The following is a 16944-nucleotide window of genomic DNA, read 5'->3' on the forward strand; positions in this document are numbered from 1 at the left end:
GAGCACGGAACCGGGGCCTCCCGCACGGGAGGCCCCGGTCCGCGTCCCGGGTCAGCTCAGCAGCTCCGGCAGGGTCAGGTTCGCCACCGCCTCCGCCGGGGGCAGGCCCCGGCGCTCGATCAGGCCGGCGATCGAGACGGCCTCGTCGCGGGCGGCCGCGCCCAGCGCGGCGTCGTCCAGCTCCGCCCTCATCGTGGTGGCCACCCGGCGCTGGTCGCCCGGCGTCAGGTCCGGCGAGGTGTAGATGCGGACCAGTAACTCGTCGCGCAGCCGTTCGAAGCGGTTGGTCTCGTGGCGCAGCTGCGCCTCCTTGGCCGCCCGCAGCAGCTCGTCGAGCTCCGGGAACGCCCAGTCGTCGCGTTCACGGACCGACTGGATCTCGATCAGGAGGTAGTCCACGCCGTCCAGCGGGGCGCCCTGGTACCGCAGGCCGCCGGAGACCAGGTCGAGCTTGTCCACGTCGAAGTCGCGCGCCGGGGTGTTGATCACGACGATGTGCCCGGGCGCGAGCCGGTCCACGGTGGCGCCGGCACCGGCGTACTCCTTGTCCAGCAGCAGGACCGGGCTGTCGCCGGCCTCCTCGATCGCGGACTCGACCTTGTCGATGCCGGCGGCCACCTGTTCGCCGATTCCCGCCAGCGCCGACACCGACGGGGCGACCAGGGACGCGAAACCGCCGACGATGTCGAGCGCGAGCCGCAGCGCGTCGTTGGCCTTGACCGAGTACAGGCAGGCCTGCACCGCGACGGTTCCGCCGGCGTACGGCAGCCAGCCGGTCAGGCTCCCGGAGCGCGGCCCGGGCGCCTCCTGCCCGGGCGGCGACTGCAGGACGGTCGACTTCGTGGCGCCGAAGCCACCGGCGAAGGACAGCGTGACCGATGCACGTAGCGCCGGGAACACGTCCGCCGCCTGGCGGCGCGCGTCGGCGAGGAACATGTCGGTGAGCCAGAGCCGCACGTAGGTGTCGCGGGTGACGGGCCGCGCGGCCGCCGGTGCGGCGATGAAGTGGTAGACGAGATGCTCGGACTCCGTTCCCCACCACCGGCGGACCCGGTCGGTCATCCTGTGCACGGCGCTCATCGGTTCTCTCCTTCACTCAGGAACAGCACGACGTGTCCCGGGTCCCGGCCGAGCGCCCGGCGCACGTCGGCGGCGAGGTCGACCAGGTCGGGGTGGCTCGGCGCGGTGTGCCGGGCGGCCAGCGCCGCGATGTGCCCGGCCATCGCGGGCTCGGCGGACGCCGGCAGCGCCGGCACCAGCAGCAGGGCCCGCACGCCGGCGTCCATGCAGCGCACCGCGAACCGCAGCGCCTCGATGTCGCGTACCGGGTCGGTGGTCGCGAGGTCGGGGTGCGCGCGGCCCTGCACCACCACGAGGGCGGCCCCGCGCCGCGCCAGCCCGGCCGGCATGACGACGACGGGGTCGGCCGCCGGCGGTGCGTCGGCGTGGAACCCGGGCAGGCCCGGCGCGGGCTGTCCGATGAGGTGCACCACCGCCGCGGGGCCGTCGCCGTCGCCGAGGGCCGGGCGATCGGGACGCCAGCACGGCGCCGGCCCGGCCGGGACCCGGTGGCGCCACTCGCGGAACCACCGGGGGCCGCTGACCTCGGCACCCACGCCGAGGCGGGCCGTGATCTCCGCCTCCCAGAACCGGACCTGGTCGCCCGGCGGCACCAGGAGCCGGCCGACGAGCGTGCGCGGGCCGCGGACCAGCAGCACGTCGCGTACCAGGTCGGGCAGGGCCGGCACCAGATCGCCGGGCGCCATCGCGACGACGCCGTGCGGGCGGCCGCCCAGCATCCGCCGCACGCCGCGCTCGAGGACGCCGGGCGGTTCGGGCTGCCAGGCGGCCGGCAGGCGGTCCACGCTCACCTCGATCCGGCGGGGCCGGGCACGCACCGTGACGGAGACCCGCGAGGCGCCGGCGGGGCGCACGGCCGCGGCCAGGATCGTCAGCTGGGCGCGGTCCGCGACCCGGAGCGTGGCGGGCAACCCCGCGCGCCGCTCGGGTGGCGGCTGCGGTGCCGGCGCCTGGGGCTGCGGGGGACCGAACCGGCCGGGATACAGCTCGACCGGGCCGTCCACCGGGGTCGCCGGTGGCGCGCCGCCGTCCCCCCGGGCGAGCCCGGCGACCGCGACCCTGATCCGCTCGAGCCACCCGTGCCAGGGCCCGGTGAGCACCGAGGGTGAGTCGATGAGCTCCTCCCACGGCGGCAGCGCGTCGCCGCCGGCGTGTTCGCGCATGCGCTCGTAGGCGGCGTTGAGGTCGAGGACGATCTGCTTCGGTGCCGGCCGGGTGCCGTCGTCGCCGCGGTGCACGACGGCCAGGGCCAGCAGCGTGATCGCCTGGAGCGCGATCACCGGACTGCGCGGTGCGCTGCGTTCGGCGGCCAGCGTCAGCAGCGCGAGCGCACCGCCGGGGTCGCGCATCGCCCGCAGCTCGCCCAGCTCGAGGCCGGTCAGCGCCAGGTACATGGGCGGCACCGGCGGCAGTCGCCGGTGCAGGTCGTCGAGGGTGGTCGCCGCCGCGAGCGCCGTCCGTACCCGGGTGAGCGGCCAGTCCTGCTCGAGCCGTTCGGGTGCATGCCCCGGCTCCAGCGCATCGGCCAGGCGCCGCACCGCGCCCAGTCCCAGGCCGGTGCCCACGCGTTCGGCCTCCGCCGCATCGGCGCGCAGCGACTCGACCAGTTCCCCGTCCAGGGCGGCACCGCCGGTCAGGTGCGGCGGTGGCGGCACCCGCACCAGTCCCGTCGTCACATCGGCGAACGACGCCTGCCAGCGCTCGTGCCACCGGCGCAGCTCCGGATCGTGGCCGTCCGGCGGTGCGACGCCGTCGATCAGCGCGTCGGCGGCCCAGCGGGGCCCCTGGGCGGCGCCGGGCCCGATGAGCGCGACCGGGCGCCGGTCGCGCAGCCGCCGGGCGAGCCGCAGCAGCGCCGCCTGCGCGACGTGCCGGATCCGCTCGGCGCGGCGGTCGGTTCCGGCGTCGCGCAGCCGCTGGGTGAGCACCCGTTGCGCCGAGTCGGGGTCGCCGAGCATCAGGTAGCCCTCGCTGATGCTCACGAACAGGGCGGGTACCTGGTCGTGGATGCGCCGGGTGCCGTGCCGGCCGGCGTCGTGCACGTCCAGCAGCCGGAGCCCGTCGAGGCGCTCGCGGCGGACCGTCCCGTAGCCCAGGCGCAGCTGAAGGCACTGCGACAGCAGCCGTTCGCCGTCGATCGACCGCAGGTCGTCCTCGGCCGCGCGTTCCCACCGGCGCAGCGGCAACGAGGGCAGCGGCCGGGCCTGCACGTAGGCCTCCCAGGCCTCGTACAGGTGCACGCGGGTGGCGGGGTTCGACGGGGCGCGCCAGTCCGCCCACCGTCCGCCGCCCGGGCCGGGCGGCGCGATGTCGATCGTGGCGTCCGTGACCGGCTGCCCCAGCAGCCGGATTCGGGCGACGTGCAGCATGGTCCGCACCAGGGGATCGCGGGTCAGGGCCGACCAGCGCTCGGCGGCGGCCACGATCGGTGCCGGGCCGGCGTGCGGCGCCCGGTGGTCGGCGGCCGCCTCCACCACCGCGACCACGCTGCCGTCCAACTGCCCCGGGAAGTCCATCGCGTCGTGGATCAGCCGCGCCAGGTGTTCGACCGCGGCCGCGGTCCCCGGGGCCCGCCCCGATCCGATCGTGGCCCCGGCGCGGCCCAGCCGTGCGCGGATCCGAAGCCGTCGCGCGATCGCGCCGCCGCGGGCGCCCACCGAGGCCTCGACCTCCCGCCAGGCGGCGGCCGGATCGAGACCGGCGCCGCGGCGCAGCCCCAGCGCGATGGCCGTCGCGCGCACGGCCGCGACGAGCAGGCTGTTGCCGGCGACGCCCTCCTGCACGTCCGGGCGGGTACCGGCGTCGGGGCCCTCGCGCGCCGCGCCGAGGATCCGCGGGCAGACCTGGGCCATCCAGGCCCAGTCGTGCGCGTCGGACATCCGGGCCTCGAGCCGCTCCCACAGCAGCACCGCCTCGTCGACGGTGGCGAGCCGCAGCGCGGACAGCACGTGCGCGGTGCTGATCTGTTCGAGGGGCAGCGACGCGGTCCGGTCGGCGAGCGCCTCGGCCAGCGCCCGGCGCGAGGACTCGAGCAGAGCCGGCTCACAGGTCCTGGCCCACTCCAGCAGCAGCTCCCGCAGCGGCGCGTCGACCTCGAGGATCAGGGCCCGGCTGGCGGGGTCCGTGTCGGTGTCGATCCACTCCTGCTGCGCCAGCTCGTGCACCACCTCGGCGGCGTCGGCCCGCTCCGGCAGCGCCGGCGCCAGCATCCGATGATCGAATCTGCCGAGCAGGGCTACGCCCGGCAGCCAGGCGGTCAGCGACCCGTGCAGCCGGTTGACGATGCGTGCCTCGACGTAGGCGGCCTTCCCGGAGCGGCGCAGGTCGGCCGCCGTGATGTTCTTCTCCGCGGCCCACCAGCGCCAGTAGAGGGCCAGATCGTAGGGGCTGAACCGCGCCTCGCCGGGCCGCGGCCGGCCGAGCTCGGGCGACAGGGCGAGGACGGCCTCGGCGAGGTCGGTGGGCATGACGGCGCCGAGATGGCCGCGGCCCAGGAAGGCGACCGCCTCGTCCCGGCGGAAGCCGAGGGCCGGCATCGTCTCCAGCCTGCGCCAGGCGGGCCCGGTGGGTGACAGGGGCCGCCGGCCGGACAGCAGCACCCGCAGCGTGGGCACCGCGGCGTGCACCCTCGCCAACAGGTCGAACGTGGTCTCGAGCGCGGCGTCCGTCGTTCCCGCGGGATCGAACTTCGACAGTTCCTCGCAGGTGTCCAGCATCAGCAGCGCCGGGCCGGGCACCGTGCGCAGGAGCCCGGCGAACGCCTCGACCGCCCTCGCCACCGGCTCCGCGGTGTCGTCCGATCGGGCCGCGGCGGCGTTCGCCCTGCGCGCCCAGTGGTAGAAGGCGGCCAGGGCGCGTTCACCCTCGGCGGTGGTGGCGTCCTGCGCCAGCTCGTCGGCGAGCTCCACGAGCAGATGCACCGGTCGCTGCGCCGGATAGGCGGGGCTCAGGTGGTCGAAGTCGACCCGGGCGACCGTGAGGTTCGCGACCGCGCAGTCGGCGGCGAATCCGCCGGACGCGACGTACCGCACGAACGAGGTCTTGCCGGTGCCGCCGAGCCCGACCAGGTGCATCGCCCAGTGCTCGGAGCCCTCCGAGGCGAGCAGCCGGCGCAGGCGGGCGCTCCACTCGGCGCGGGGCTGGTAGCTCTCCAGGGTCTTCCGGTCGTGCGAGCGACGGTTGGCCAGGTGCACCAGCCGGTGCGCGGCCTCGATGGCCTCCTGCATCCCCTCGGAGGCGATCGGCGCCAGCGCCTCGGCGGCGACGATGTGCTCGCGCGCCTCATCGCGGCGGCCGGCCCGGCAGAGCTTCCGGACGGTGTTCAGGAAGCCCTGATCGGGGCGGTCCGCGTCGTCGGCCAGCATCAGTCTCGCCCAGTGCTGCACCACCGGGGCGAGCGGCAGGTCGAGGTCGAGCCGGGTCAGCAGGCCGGCGATGCGCCGCGCCTCGGACACCACGGCCTGGCGGCCCGAGCGGTCCATGGCCGCCTCGAGCTCGATGCGCCGCCGGGCGGGCGGGCACCAGAACTCGGCCGTCCACATCGCGTCGGCGGTGAGCACGCCGCGACGCTCGGCCCGGCCCTGCTGCGCGGACGCCGTCACGAACGCCACCAGGTCCTCGGCGGTGTGCCGCCCGGGTGGTCGATCGAGCCGCGGCGCGGGAAAGCCGGCCGCCAGCGCCGCCTCCCCGGTCCAGTACGGCGGCAGCGCGAGCCACAGCATCGGCTGCGGGTCCAGCCCGGCGGCCGGTCCGGGCGCCGGGGCCGGGCCTCGGGCGTCGCTCACGTGTCGGCCCAGCCGCCGACCGCCCACGATTCCAGGGCCAGTTCGTCGTCCGCCACCGCGAGCAGCTGCTCGCTCTTCTCGGCGAGCCGGCTGAGCAGCTCCGGGGAGTAGACCGTCGTGGCGTCCCTGGTCGTCTCGTCCACCTTCTCCTCGAAGGATCGCTCGCAGCCGGGTTTCAGCGTCAGGACCTGCTGGGGGCCCTTCTCGAACTCGGGCACCGGGTGCATCAGCAGCCAGCGCCAGGCGAGCAGGTCGATCCGGTCGTTGCGGCGCCGCGCCAGGTCGGGAAAGGTCAGCACGGGCGCGGTCGCGGCGCCCTGCAGGTGGCGTTGCGGGCCGGCGAACCACGGCTCGCCGCCGCCCGGCAGCTCCGGCGTGTCCTTCGTGAACAGCACCACCGCGATCTTGTCGCGGTTCTCCTCCGGGTTCAGCGCCGCCCGTACGCCCTCCGAGGTCAGCAGCACGTTCAGGTACCGGGGCCCGTCGGTCAGGGTATGCACGTCGTCCAGCAGCAGCACCGGCCGGCAGTCGGCGCGAAACAGCGACGGATGCCGCGTGCGGGCGTCGCGGGCCAGGGCCAGCAGGTCCACCCGCAGCCAGTTGGCGATCTCCTCCGGGATCCATTCGGTGTCGAAGCCCTGCACGTCGGATCTCAACCGGATCGCCCGTACCTCGGTCGTCGCCGGGCGTTTGCGGCTGCTCTGTGCGGCGTCGCCGAGCTCGTCCTCGATGCCGGCGAGGGTGTCGCTGACGAAGTAGGCGTCGAGCCCGAGACTCGCCCGGGTGCGGGCGATGGCGCCGATGATCTCGAGGGCCAGCGCCGCCTCGTTGCGGGGTATGACGCCGGGTGGGAACGACCCGAGGTGGCAGGGCACGTGGCCGGCGCGCAGCGTGGCGGCGCTGAGTTCGCGCAGCAGTCGCGAGCCGCCGACCTGGTACTCCCGCTGCGGCGACTTGGCGAGCAGCACCGCCAGGTCGTCGCCGGGGTCCAGCAGGCGGCTCAGCCAGCCGAAGAACTCCTCGCGGGCGCAGAACACCGGGGCGAGCACGAGGCCGAGCTTGAACATGATGGTTCTCAGCAGCTTCACCCGCGTCGTGTCGACGACCCGGAAGCCCTCCTCGACGTGCGGCGCGACGAAGATCGCGGGCAGCGCCCAGTCGATCGTCGCCGCGTTGATCTGGCCCGGGTCGTTGAAGGTGCGGATCCGCGCCTTCGTCGTGGCCTCGGGCAGCGCGGCCCCGTTGGTGATCGCCTCCGCGAACGCGCGCGCGAAGATCCGGCTCGCCGCGTTGGAGATGCTGCCGGTCATGGCGACGACGATCGGCACGCCCTCGTCGACGAGCTCGGCGGCCAGCGCGTCGCCGCCGAGGTCGACCTTCCCGGTCTCGCAGGCGCTGAGGATGACCAGCCGCGGCGGCATGGGGTCGAGCAGGGCGGCCGACAGCTGCCGGCCGTTGACGTGGCCGGCGATCTCCCCGCCGGTGTCGCCGGACTCGGCGCGCAGCGCGATGGTGTTCTGGCCGGGCGCCGGCCGCCAGGCGCCGTGGGCCACGATATGGACGATGTGCGGCGCGAACCGGCGGTGCTCGTTCTCCAGGTCGTGCAGCGACATCTGGGGGAGCACGCGGAAGTCGAGCAGGCTGCCCTGGCGCTCGTGGCCGCGGATGATGCCCATCACCTCGGTGCCGGCGCGTACCTCGGGATCGTTGAGTGCCACGCCGACGCCGAACAGCATGCGGGGCACGTCGGTCACCGGGCCGAGCGGCGCGGCCGGGGCGGGCGCGTTCCCGGTCTGCCGCAGGATGGCGACCGGCCGGGTCATGTCGACGCCGAGGAACGTGCCGGGGTCGCCGTCGTCGTGCACCATCTCCCACAGGTGCCGGTGCAGGTCGGCGTCCTCGGCCGGGAACCGCAGCGCGAGCTCCAGGATCCTGTTCCGCCCGCAGGACTCGTTCACGCCGCGCCAGGTGCCCTCGCCGAACAGGACGGTGAGCAGGTAGCGCCCGTACCCCCTGGTGTCGGCCACGGTCACCGGCTGGGCCGCCGGGTCGTCGGCGCCCTCGCCGCCGGCGGCGAGGATGCGCTCGGTGAGCTTGATGAAGGCCTGCGCCCTGCTGACGTCGTCCGCGGTGAGCATCGGCCACCACCGCTTGTCGCTGTCGATGTGCGCGGGCATGAACCGCAGCATCGGTTCCGCCGCCGGCGTCTCGATGCGTACCGACCATCCCGGCTGTTCGGCGGGCTCCATCCGGTGTGCCTCGACGAGAATCCTCACCAGCCGGCACTCCGCAGGTCGGCCAGGACCAGTTCGGTCGCCGCGGTCACCTGCTTGGTCGCCTGCGCCGCGCGCCTGCGCCCGGGCGGCCGGCAATTCGGCAGCACGTCGAGGAGCCGGCTGGCCAGCCGCGCGCGCTCCGCCGCCACGTCGCCGGACGCCCTGCCGGCCGACTCCTGCCAGACGAGCGCACCGCCGGCCGCGCAGAGCCGGGCGGACTCCACCCGGGTCTGCGGGAACGGCGCGGCCTTCGCGGGCAGGGCGGTGCGCCACCGCAGCGCCTCGACCTGCCACTGCGGCGTGCCGGCGCCCACCTGGCGCAGCGTGGTCGTGCCGAGGTGGGTGTCGAGCAGCGCCGCGGCGACGGCCGGGGCCCGCTGCAGCAGCCGGCCGACGTACGGCGAGGAGTCGGCGAGCCCGCGGTGTTCGTCCGCCGCGGCGCCCAGCCCGAGGCCGCCGGCGACCAGGTTCGCCACCGCCCAGCGCACGAGCGGAGGCGGGTACGCCCGGCCCGGCGACTCCAGCAGCCGGTCGTCCGATCGGCGTTCCAGCTCCATCACCGACCAGATCGGAGCCGTGCCGCACAGGGTGACGGCCCACGCGTCGGCGGCGAGCTCGCCCGCCCACAACGACCAGGACTCCTGCTCGTCGATGCCCGCTCCCGCCGCGGCGGCCGCGTCCGCCAGCGCCGGACCGGTCGCATCCATGGCGATCCCGGACCGCAGCGCCTCGGCGTGTGCCTGATGGCCGCACTCGTGCACCGCGACGATGAGCCACCAGGGGCGGCGCACCACCACGGACGGCAGCGTGATCGTGGGGATCGGCATGGCGGCCGTCCACTTCGCCAGCAACGGATCGCGGGGCGCCCGCAGCTCCTGCGGCACCTCGGTACGCGGACTCGCCGTGGCGACGTCCACGGGCGCGATGGCGGCGAGCGGCGCGGGCGGGAGGCCTTCCGGGTGCACGGCGGGACCGAACATCTCGCGCCAGCTGCTCCACACGATCTCGTCCGCGGCGCGCAGCGCGTCCCCGAAGGTGTCGTCGTGGCGTTGATCGAAACGGTCGGCGTACCAGCGCCACAGCCGGCGCAGCAGGTTGATCTGCTGGTCGGCCCGGCGGCACCGCTCGTAGGCGTCGCCGACGGAACCGTCGCCGTCGCGGGCCAGCAACTGATCGCGGATCTCCGCGCACGCGGGCTCCAGCACACTTCCCAGCGACTGCAGCTGGGTCTGATGTTGGCCGTGGACTCCGACCGTACGGGCATTGCCGAACCATTCGGAGAACTCGGCGCGGAGAAGATCCAAGTCGTCCATCGATTCCTCGAGTCGGACCGTCGCCATCAACGGGTGCACCCGACGACATTAGGTTCACCCGGACAGGGGAAGGACGGGCGGCTTGTGCGATAACCCGGGACGGGCCTTGACAGTTCCACGATCGTGGTAATCGTTCCGGATCGGCTCGGCCGCCGTTCCGGCGTGGACAACTGCATCTGCGTGGGTTGAGTACCAGGTCAGACCGGCGCGGGGGAGACCGATCGACGTCCGGCGATGATTCGGAGGACCCGTCGTGGGCGAACTATAGCCACGTGCGGCACGTATGAGTCATCATGAAAGCCCGCAAGACGGCACCGCTGCTTATTGCATCGTCGGCCGGCTGAGCTGGAGGAATACCATGGGTCGAGGACAGCATGAGACGAATTCACTTATCGCCGAGCATGTACTCCCCAGGACGCGGTGGCTCAGGTGGATCACCGGAATGCTCGCGATCGTCGGCTTCTCGACAACATTATTGCGCGCGACCGGCGCGGTGGAATATTCGCGGCTGATCGCCGCCGCGCTGTCGGCACCCATTCTTTCTCTCCTGCTCGGACGGATCGTTCGCGATCGCCCGGTGCGCGATATCCTGACCGCCCGGATCGCCGAGGCCAAGCGAATTCCGCGGCGCCTGCGGCGCCGTTCGGCGGCACGCCCCCGCGACTACCTCGTGCCGTGGGAGGTGGCACCCGTCCCGCCGACGTTCGTCGGCCGGGCCGAGGAACGCCGCCGCCTCGTCGAGTTTCTGACCAGCCGGAATCCGTCGTTCGAGGTGCCGGTCGCCGTCATCGTCGGCCCGTACGGCATCGGCAAGACCGCCCTGGCCTCGGTGGTCGCCACCGAGCTCGCCGGGCAGTACGCCGGCGGCAAGCTCTTCGCCGACCTCAGCCGGCGGCAGGGCACCGCCGGTGCCGAACGGGGCGACGACGAGATCGTGCACGACGCCCTCGGCGCGTTCATCACCGGACTGCGGCAGCCGGGTGACCCGGTCGAGCCCTCCACGGCCGGCCGGGTCCGGCAGTACCACCGGCTGTCCCGGCGCTACCAGGCCGTCATCGTCCTGGACGACGCGGACGACATCGGCGTGGTGCGGCGCCTGCTGCCGGCCGGCCCGCGATGCGCCGTCATCGTCACCACCTCGGATCCGGCGCTGGCGCAAAGACCGGAGTGGTTCGCCGTGACCCTCGAACCGCTGGCCGTCGAGCAGTCGGTCGAGCTGCTCCGCGCGATCTTCCCGCCGGGCTGGACCGTCGACGACGACACCTGCCGGCGCATCGTCGAACCGATGCACGGCCATCCGAACGCCATCCGGCTGACGGCGACCCAACTCGCCAACCGGTCACCGTCCGACGTCGACGCCCTGCGGCGCATCTACGACGACCCGGCCGCGGAGCTGGCCGCCGGCCGGCGCCGGCAGCAGGGCGCCGGCACGTCGCGCGCGGACATCGGCTCCGCGCTACAGGTCGGCTACAGCCTGCTCGGCGAGGACGAACGCCTGGGCCTGCGCCTGATCGGCGTGCTCAACAAGCCGGCCTTCGCGCTCTGGATGCTCGCCGGAATGCTCGACGGCGATGACGCCCGGGCCGGCCGGATCGCCGACCGGCTGCTCATCTCGGGCTTCCTGTCGCGCACCAGCTCGGACTCCGTCGGCGTACCGGTCTTCGAGGTCAGCGACGACGTGCTCCAGTTCGCCCGGGCACAGTTCGAGGAGGACAGCAGACCGCAGGACCGGGCCCGGCTCGAAAGGCGGTACGAGCACAGGTCCGCCCAGCGCAACGGCTCGGACGTCCGGGCGGCGACGCTGGCCGCCATGGCCCACCTCGCCGCCGGCAGCCTCACGCAGGCGCTGAGCACCAGCCGCTGGGCCGTCGAGCTGGCCCGCGACGTGCGTGAACGCGAGCCCGGCGGCGAGAGCCTCGCGCTCGCGACGCTCGCCGAGATCAGGGCGGAACTGGGCGCCTGCGAGTCCGCACGCGACCTCGCCGAGGCCGCGCTGGCCGGCGCGACGCCCTCCGCCGTCGCCGCGATGCGGGCCCGGCGCTGCCTGGCGCTGCTGGCGCGGCGCCGCGACGACGACACGTCCTCGCGGGCGCTGCTGGAGCAGGTCGTCGACGGCGCCAACGCGGCCGAGCCCGACGAGGCCGAGGAGCTGGTCTCCGCGCTGCGCGACCTGGCCGTACTGGAGTCCCGCCGCCCCTCCGCCCCGGCGGCGCCCGTCGCCGGCCACGGCACCGTCGCGCAGGCCTTCCGGGTCAGCGACACCCTCGGCGACCGGGCGCCGGCCCTGCAGGCGAGCCTGCACTGGGCGCAGAGCTACATCCTGCAGAAGGCCGGGCGCATGGACGAGTCCGAGGCGGTGCTGCGCCGTGCCGAGCAGTGGGCGATGCGCCGGGCGCAGCGGCTCTGGCTCGCGTGGATCGCACACCGTCGCGCGTCGCTGCTGCTGGACTGGTACGGCCACGACGACGAGGCGCTGCGGCAGTCCCGCGACGCCCTGCGCGCCTTCACCCGCATGGACCACCGCTTCGGAAAGGCGCATGCGGCGCAGCTGCTCGGCGACATCCATCTGCGCGCGGCCGGCCGCGCCGGCGGACCGGCCGCGGACGGCCAGCGGCGCCGCGCCGTCATGCGCTGGCAGGAGGCCGCGGACGACTTCAGCGCCTGCGGCGATCTGCGCGCCGCCGCGAAGGTGGCGACCCGCCTCGCCGGCTCGGCGGTGCCGGCCGTCGCCGCGCGCGCCCGGCTCGCCGAGGTCTGATGGCATCGGCGAAGGCGCGGCGCCACACCCTCGTCGCCCTGATCCTGGTCGTGGTCGTGCTGCTGGCGGCGCTCGTGTGGCCGTGGCGGGTGCGATACCTGTTCACCTTCCAGGCGGTGCTCGGTGCCGTCGCCGTCCTGCTCGTCTGGCCCCGCCGGCACGGGCCCGCCCGGCCGGTGTCCACCCTGGTCGGCCGCGTCGACGCACTCGAGACCATCCTGAACCGGCTGGCGACGATGCGCGCGCAGCGGGTCGCCGGTCCCGCGACGGGCGCCGCCGCGATCCTGATACACGGCATGCCGGGCGTGGGTAAGTCCGCCCTGGCGCACGAACTGGCCCGGCGGCTCACCGCCGACTATCCGTCCGGGACGGTGACGGTCAACCTCAACGACGCCGGCGAGCCCCTGGCGACCGGCAACATCCTCACCACCGTGCTGCGGGCGCTGCACTGGCCGGACGCCATCCCGTCGACCACGGCGGAGCGCGCGAGCATCTTCCGCGCGCTCACCGCGGGCCGGCGCATCCTGTTCGTCCTCGATGCCGCCAGCGACCCCGCGCAGGTGATCGGGGTGCTGCCGAGCACCCCGCACTGCGCGGTGATCATCACGAGCCGCCGCAACCTCGGGCCCCAGCTCGGTATCTGGTCGTACCGGCTCGGGCCGCTGGAGCCGGACGAGGCGCTCGACATGCTGACGGCCGTGACGACGATGGACCGCTTCAGCGCCCTCGCCGCCAGCACCCGCCTGGTACAGGCGTGCGGCCGGCTGCCCGTGGCGATCCGCAGCGTCGCGGAGCGGGTCGTCTACGACGGCCACACGCTGGAAGAACTGATGGCCGCCCTGTTGCGGGTCAAGTCCGCCGACATCGACTGGAGTCGCTGGGACGACGCCGTCACGGCCGGCATCGCGGCGGAGTTCGAACGGCTCAGCCTCCTGGAGCGCCGGGCGATCTGCCTGCTCACCCTCGTGCGGTCGCCGTCGTTCGCGTCCTGGGTGCTGTGCCCGCTGCTCCAGGTGCCGATCTCGACAAGCGACGTGCTGGCGACCATGCTGACCACCGCCCAGCTGCTCCAGCCGGCGGAGCGCGACCGCCGCTTCGAGATGGCCAGGTACCGCTTCCATCCCGTCGTCCGGGCCTTCATGGAGTCGCAGCTCAACCGCGACGCGGACCTGCTGGCCGGTTGCCACGACGCGCTGGACCGGCTGCGCCGGGCCTACCGCGAGCTGGCCCTCGCGGCGCTCAGTGGACACGGCCAGCGGCCGCTGCCGGCCTTCGACGCCACGCACGGGTGGGCGCCGGCCGTGTCGCCGCGCGCCCCCGCGGACTCCGCGACCGAATGGGTGCTCGCCGAGCAGGCGAACCTGCGCGAGGTGGCGCTCGAGGCCGTCGACGAGGAACCCGATCTCTGCTGGCGGCTCACCGCGATGTTCACCGAGCCGTTCCCGCACCTCGACACGGCCTTCGAGGCGGCGATCAAGGCGACCGGCAGCGGCTTCCTGGTCACCAGCGAGCTCGACGTCCGCGTGGCGCAGGCGCGGGTGCAGGCGATCGCCGGCCGCTTCGACGACGCCGACGCGACCGTCGACCTGCTCGCCGCCCGGGTGGCGCAACTCTCGGCGCACGGGCACGGTCCGGAGGTGCGGCGGCGGGCGGTGCTGGCGCACCTGACCTCGGCGGAGGTGTACGCCCAGCTGCCGTGGCCCGAGCGGGCCGCGCGGCACCTGTCGTGCGGCCGCAGACTCATGCTCCCGGCCGAGAACGCCGACCTCGCCGCCCGCGCGGACCGCGTCGCCGCGCTGTCCGACCCCGGCGGTGCGCGGCCGGACCCGGCGGACGAGTACTGGTCCGGGCTGGCGCAGGCGGCGGCCCGTACCCGCGCCGCGGACCCGCACGGCGCCGCGGCCGTCCTCGCCCGGCTGTGCGCGCGCTACGCCGGTGACGCCCACCGCGAGGCTCTGCTGCACCACCACCTGGCCCGCGCGCACTTCGAGACGCACCTCGCGGCGGCCGCGACCGGGCGGACGGAGGCGCTCGTCGCGGCCGGCCGGCACGCCATGCTCTCCGTCCTCGCCGCGGAGCAGCTCGAGGACCACTGGGGAGCGGCCCGCGCCCACCTGCTGCTGGCGCGGGTGCTCGTCGCCGCCGGCAACGCCGCCGACGCCCGTACCCACGCCGCCACCGGCGGCGAGTGCCTCGACGCGGCGGCCGGGATCATGCCGCCGTACCTGGTGCGGGAGCGGGCCTGGGCCGAGGCGGAGGGGTTGCTCCCCGCCGCTGGGTGATTTCATGTCGAGAAGCGCCGGCCGGCTCCGCTCATCAGGTGAAGGGCCACGGCAGACGCGGCCCACGACACCGGGAGACCGACATGCCGAAATACCTGCTCCTCAAGCACTACCGCGGCGGCCCGGAGCCGCACCGTCCGGTGCCCCCGATGGATCGGTGGGCGCCCGAGGACGTGGAGGCGCACATGGCCTTTCTCCGGCACGTCAGCGAGCTGCTGGAGAAGAACGGCGAGTACGTCGACGCGCAGGCGCTGACGCCGGCGCGTACCTGGGTGCGCTACGGCGGGCCGGACGGCGCGCCGGTCACCACCGACGGCCCGCTGCCGGAGACCAGCGATCTCGTGGCGGGCTGGTACATGATCGACGTCGAGTCGTACGAGCGCGCGGTCGAGCTCGCGGCCTACGTCTCCTCGGAGCCCGGGCCGGGCGGCGAGCCGCTGTACGAGTGGATCGACGTCCGGGAGGTCATGTCCGAGGCGCCCTCGACGACCGACCCGGCGTGATCGACGAGCCCACGCGACGGATGGACGAGGGCGCGCTGCGCGTCCTCGTCCCCCGGGTGCTCGCGGGCCTGGTCCGGCGCGGCGAGGACTTCGACGCCGCCGAGGACGCGCTGCAGGAGGCGCTGCTGGAGGCGCTGCGGGTGTGGCCGGAGCACCCGCCGCGCGACCCGCGCGCGTGGCTGGTCACGGTCGCGACCCGGCGGCTCGTCGACGCCCGCCGCAGCGAGGCCGCCCGTCACCGCCGGGAGGAGGCGACGTACGCCGAGCCGCGGCCCGCCGCCGCCGAGGTCGGCGACGACACCCTGTTCCTGCTCTTCTGCTGCTGCCATCCCGACCTCCCGCCCGCCTCCCAGGTGGCGCTGACCCTGCGCGCCGTCGGCGGCCTCACCACCCGGGAGATAGCCGACGCCTTCTTCGTGCCGGAGGCGACGATGGCGCAGCGGATCAGCCGGGCCAAGCGTGCCCTGCACGGGCGCCGCCTGGACCGGCCCGGCGACCTCGCCGTCGTGCTGCGCGTGCTCTACCTCGTCTACACGGCCGGCCACGCCGGCAGGGTGGACCTGGCGGGGGAGGCCATCCGGCTCGCCCGCCGCCTCACCCTCGCCACCGAGGAGCCGGAGGCGCGTGGACTGCTCGCGCTGATGCTGCTCAACCACGCCCGCCTCCCGGCGAGACTCGACTGCGAGGGTCGCATCGTCACGCTCGACCGGCAGGACCGCGGCCGGTGGGACACCCGCGAGATCGCCGAGGGGGTGCGCGTCCTTCAGTCGGCGCTGGCCGCCCGGCGCCCCGGCCGCTACCAGATCGAGGCCGCCATCGCCGCCCTGCACGACGACGCGGCGAGCGCCGAGGAGACCGACTGGCCGCAGATCCTCTCCTGGTACGACGACCTCGTCGCCCTCACCGGCGACCCGGTGCGCCAGGACCCCGCGGCGGTGCTCGGGCGCGCGGTCGCGGTCGGCCACGTCCTCGGCGCCGCCGCCGGCCTGCGCGAGACCGACCGGCTGCGCGAGGTGCTCGGCGAGCGGCACCGGTGGCACGCCGTCCGCGGCCACCTGCACGAGCTCGGCGGCGACCCGGCCGCCGCCGCCACGGCGTACGCGGATGCGGCCCGCCGGGCCACGGACGTCGCCGAGCGCGACCACCTGGTCCGTCAGGCCGCCCGCGCGCGGGCCGGCCGTCCCGCCGGGAGCTGACAGGGGAGGCCGGGCGCACCTCCGACCGTTTCGATGAGCCGGGCCTTGTGCCGCGGGCCTAGTGTCGACGGTGACCGGCTTCCTGTTTTCCGTCACCTGGAGGTGCGACATGCGAATGTCGGTTGGCAAGACGCTCGTGGCCGCGACCCTGTGCCTGGCGCTCGCCGCCTGCGGCGGCACGGCGGGCGGCCGCTCGGCCCCGTCGGGGTCCTCCGGGCAGGGCGACGCGCCGGCGGCCGCGCAGGCCGTCCCCGCACTGGCCGCCGCGACGACGGCCGCACCGTACTGCGGCATCACCTGGGGTACGGCGGAGAAGACGGCCGGCTCGCTCAGCACGGCACCGCTGCTCACCGTGGAGACCGGCCGGCATGAATGCTGGGACCGGGTGGTGTTCGAGTTCAACGGCACGGCGAGGGGCTACTCGGTGCGTTACAGCGCCCAGGTGCCCACCGACGGCGAGGGCGTCGATCTCGTCCCGTACACGGCGGGCGGGGCGCACCTCTGGGTAACCCTGATGGCCCCGGCCTACGACGCGAACAACGGCTCGACGATCGACGCGCGCGACGGCGACCGCGTGGCCAACGTGCTGCGCTACGACACACTGCGCGACGTTGTGTACGGCGGATCCTTCGAGGGCTACACGAACTTCGCCGTGGGTGTGCGCGCCCGGCTGCCGTTCCGGGTCATGCTGCTTGCCGGACCCGGCACGCACAGCCGGATCGTGGTGGACATCGCCCACCGCTGGTAGCGCC

At 74.8% G+C, this 16944-nt stretch carries 9 protein-coding genes; 5 read left to right on the forward strand and 4 right to left on the reverse strand.

Annotation, left to right across the window (positions count from 1 at the left end; genetic code table 11):
- Positions 1–51 precede the first annotated feature (51 nt).
- Genes AB0B58_RS26840 through AB0B58_RS26855 form a run of 4 tightly spaced genes read right to left on the reverse strand, consistent with a single transcriptional unit; the run spans position 52 to position 9480 of the window.
- Positions 52–1080: a hypothetical protein gene (locus tag AB0B58_RS26840; RefSeq protein ID WP_360229057.1), complete on the reverse strand. Its 1029-nt coding sequence runs from the start codon at positions 1078–1080 to the stop codon at positions 52–54.
- On the reverse strand, positions 1077–5864 hold the full coding sequence (locus AB0B58_RS26845) for a hypothetical protein (protein ID WP_360229060.1): 4788 nt from the start codon (positions 5862–5864) through the stop codon (positions 1077–1079). The genes AB0B58_RS26840 and AB0B58_RS26845 overlap by 4 nt, the downstream gene beginning before the upstream one ends.
- Complete coding sequence (locus AB0B58_RS26850; RefSeq protein ID WP_360229063.1) at positions 5861–8140, reverse strand: CHAT domain-containing protein; 2280 nt, start codon at positions 8138–8140, stop codon at positions 5861–5863. The genes AB0B58_RS26845 and AB0B58_RS26850 overlap by 4 nt, the downstream gene beginning before the upstream one ends.
- Positions 8137–9480, reverse strand: a complete 1344-nt coding sequence (locus tag AB0B58_RS26855) for a hypothetical protein (RefSeq protein ID WP_360229066.1) — start codon at positions 9478–9480, stop codon at positions 8137–8139. Before AB0B58_RS26855 ends, AB0B58_RS26850 begins: the two co-directional genes overlap by 4 nt.
- 415 nt (positions 9481–9895) lie before the next feature.
- Between AB0B58_RS26855 and AB0B58_RS26860 the strand changes: the two genes are divergently transcribed.
- The 5 genes from AB0B58_RS26860 to AB0B58_RS26880 all read left to right on the forward strand — a co-directional run bounded on the left by AB0B58_RS26860 (position 9896) and on the right by AB0B58_RS26880 (position 16940).
- Positions 9896–12211: an AAA family ATPase gene (locus AB0B58_RS26860; protein ID WP_360229069.1), complete on the forward strand. Its 2316-nt coding sequence runs from the start codon at positions 9896–9898 to the stop codon at positions 12209–12211.
- Positions 12211–14493 (forward strand): NB-ARC domain-containing protein, encoded by a 2283-nt coding sequence (locus AB0B58_RS26865; protein ID WP_360229072.1) that lies wholly within the window; start codon positions 12211–12213, stop codon positions 14491–14493. Before AB0B58_RS26860 ends, AB0B58_RS26865 begins: the two co-directional genes overlap by 1 nt.
- An 83-nt stretch (positions 14494–14576) precedes the next feature.
- Complete coding sequence (locus AB0B58_RS26870) at positions 14577–14996, forward strand: YciI family protein (RefSeq protein ID WP_360229075.1); 420 nt, start codon at positions 14577–14579, stop codon at positions 14994–14996.
- 20 nt (positions 14997–15016) lie between these two features.
- Positions 15017–16192 (forward strand): sigma-70 family RNA polymerase sigma factor, encoded by a 1176-nt coding sequence (locus AB0B58_RS26875; RefSeq protein WP_360229389.1) that lies wholly within the window; start codon positions 15017–15019, stop codon positions 16190–16192.
- A 109-nt stretch (positions 16193–16301) separates the two neighbouring features.
- The gene (locus AB0B58_RS26880) at positions 16302–16940 is read left to right on the forward strand and encodes a hypothetical protein (RefSeq protein WP_360229078.1); all 639 of its coding nucleotides are present in this window, start codon (positions 16302–16304) and stop codon (positions 16938–16940) included.
- Positions 16941–16944 lie beyond the last annotated feature (4 nt).

Source organism: Actinoplanes sp. NPDC049118, from assembly GCF_040648555.1.
Taxonomy (GTDB): Bacteria; Actinomycetota; Actinomycetes; order Mycobacteriales; family Micromonosporaceae; genus Actinoplanes.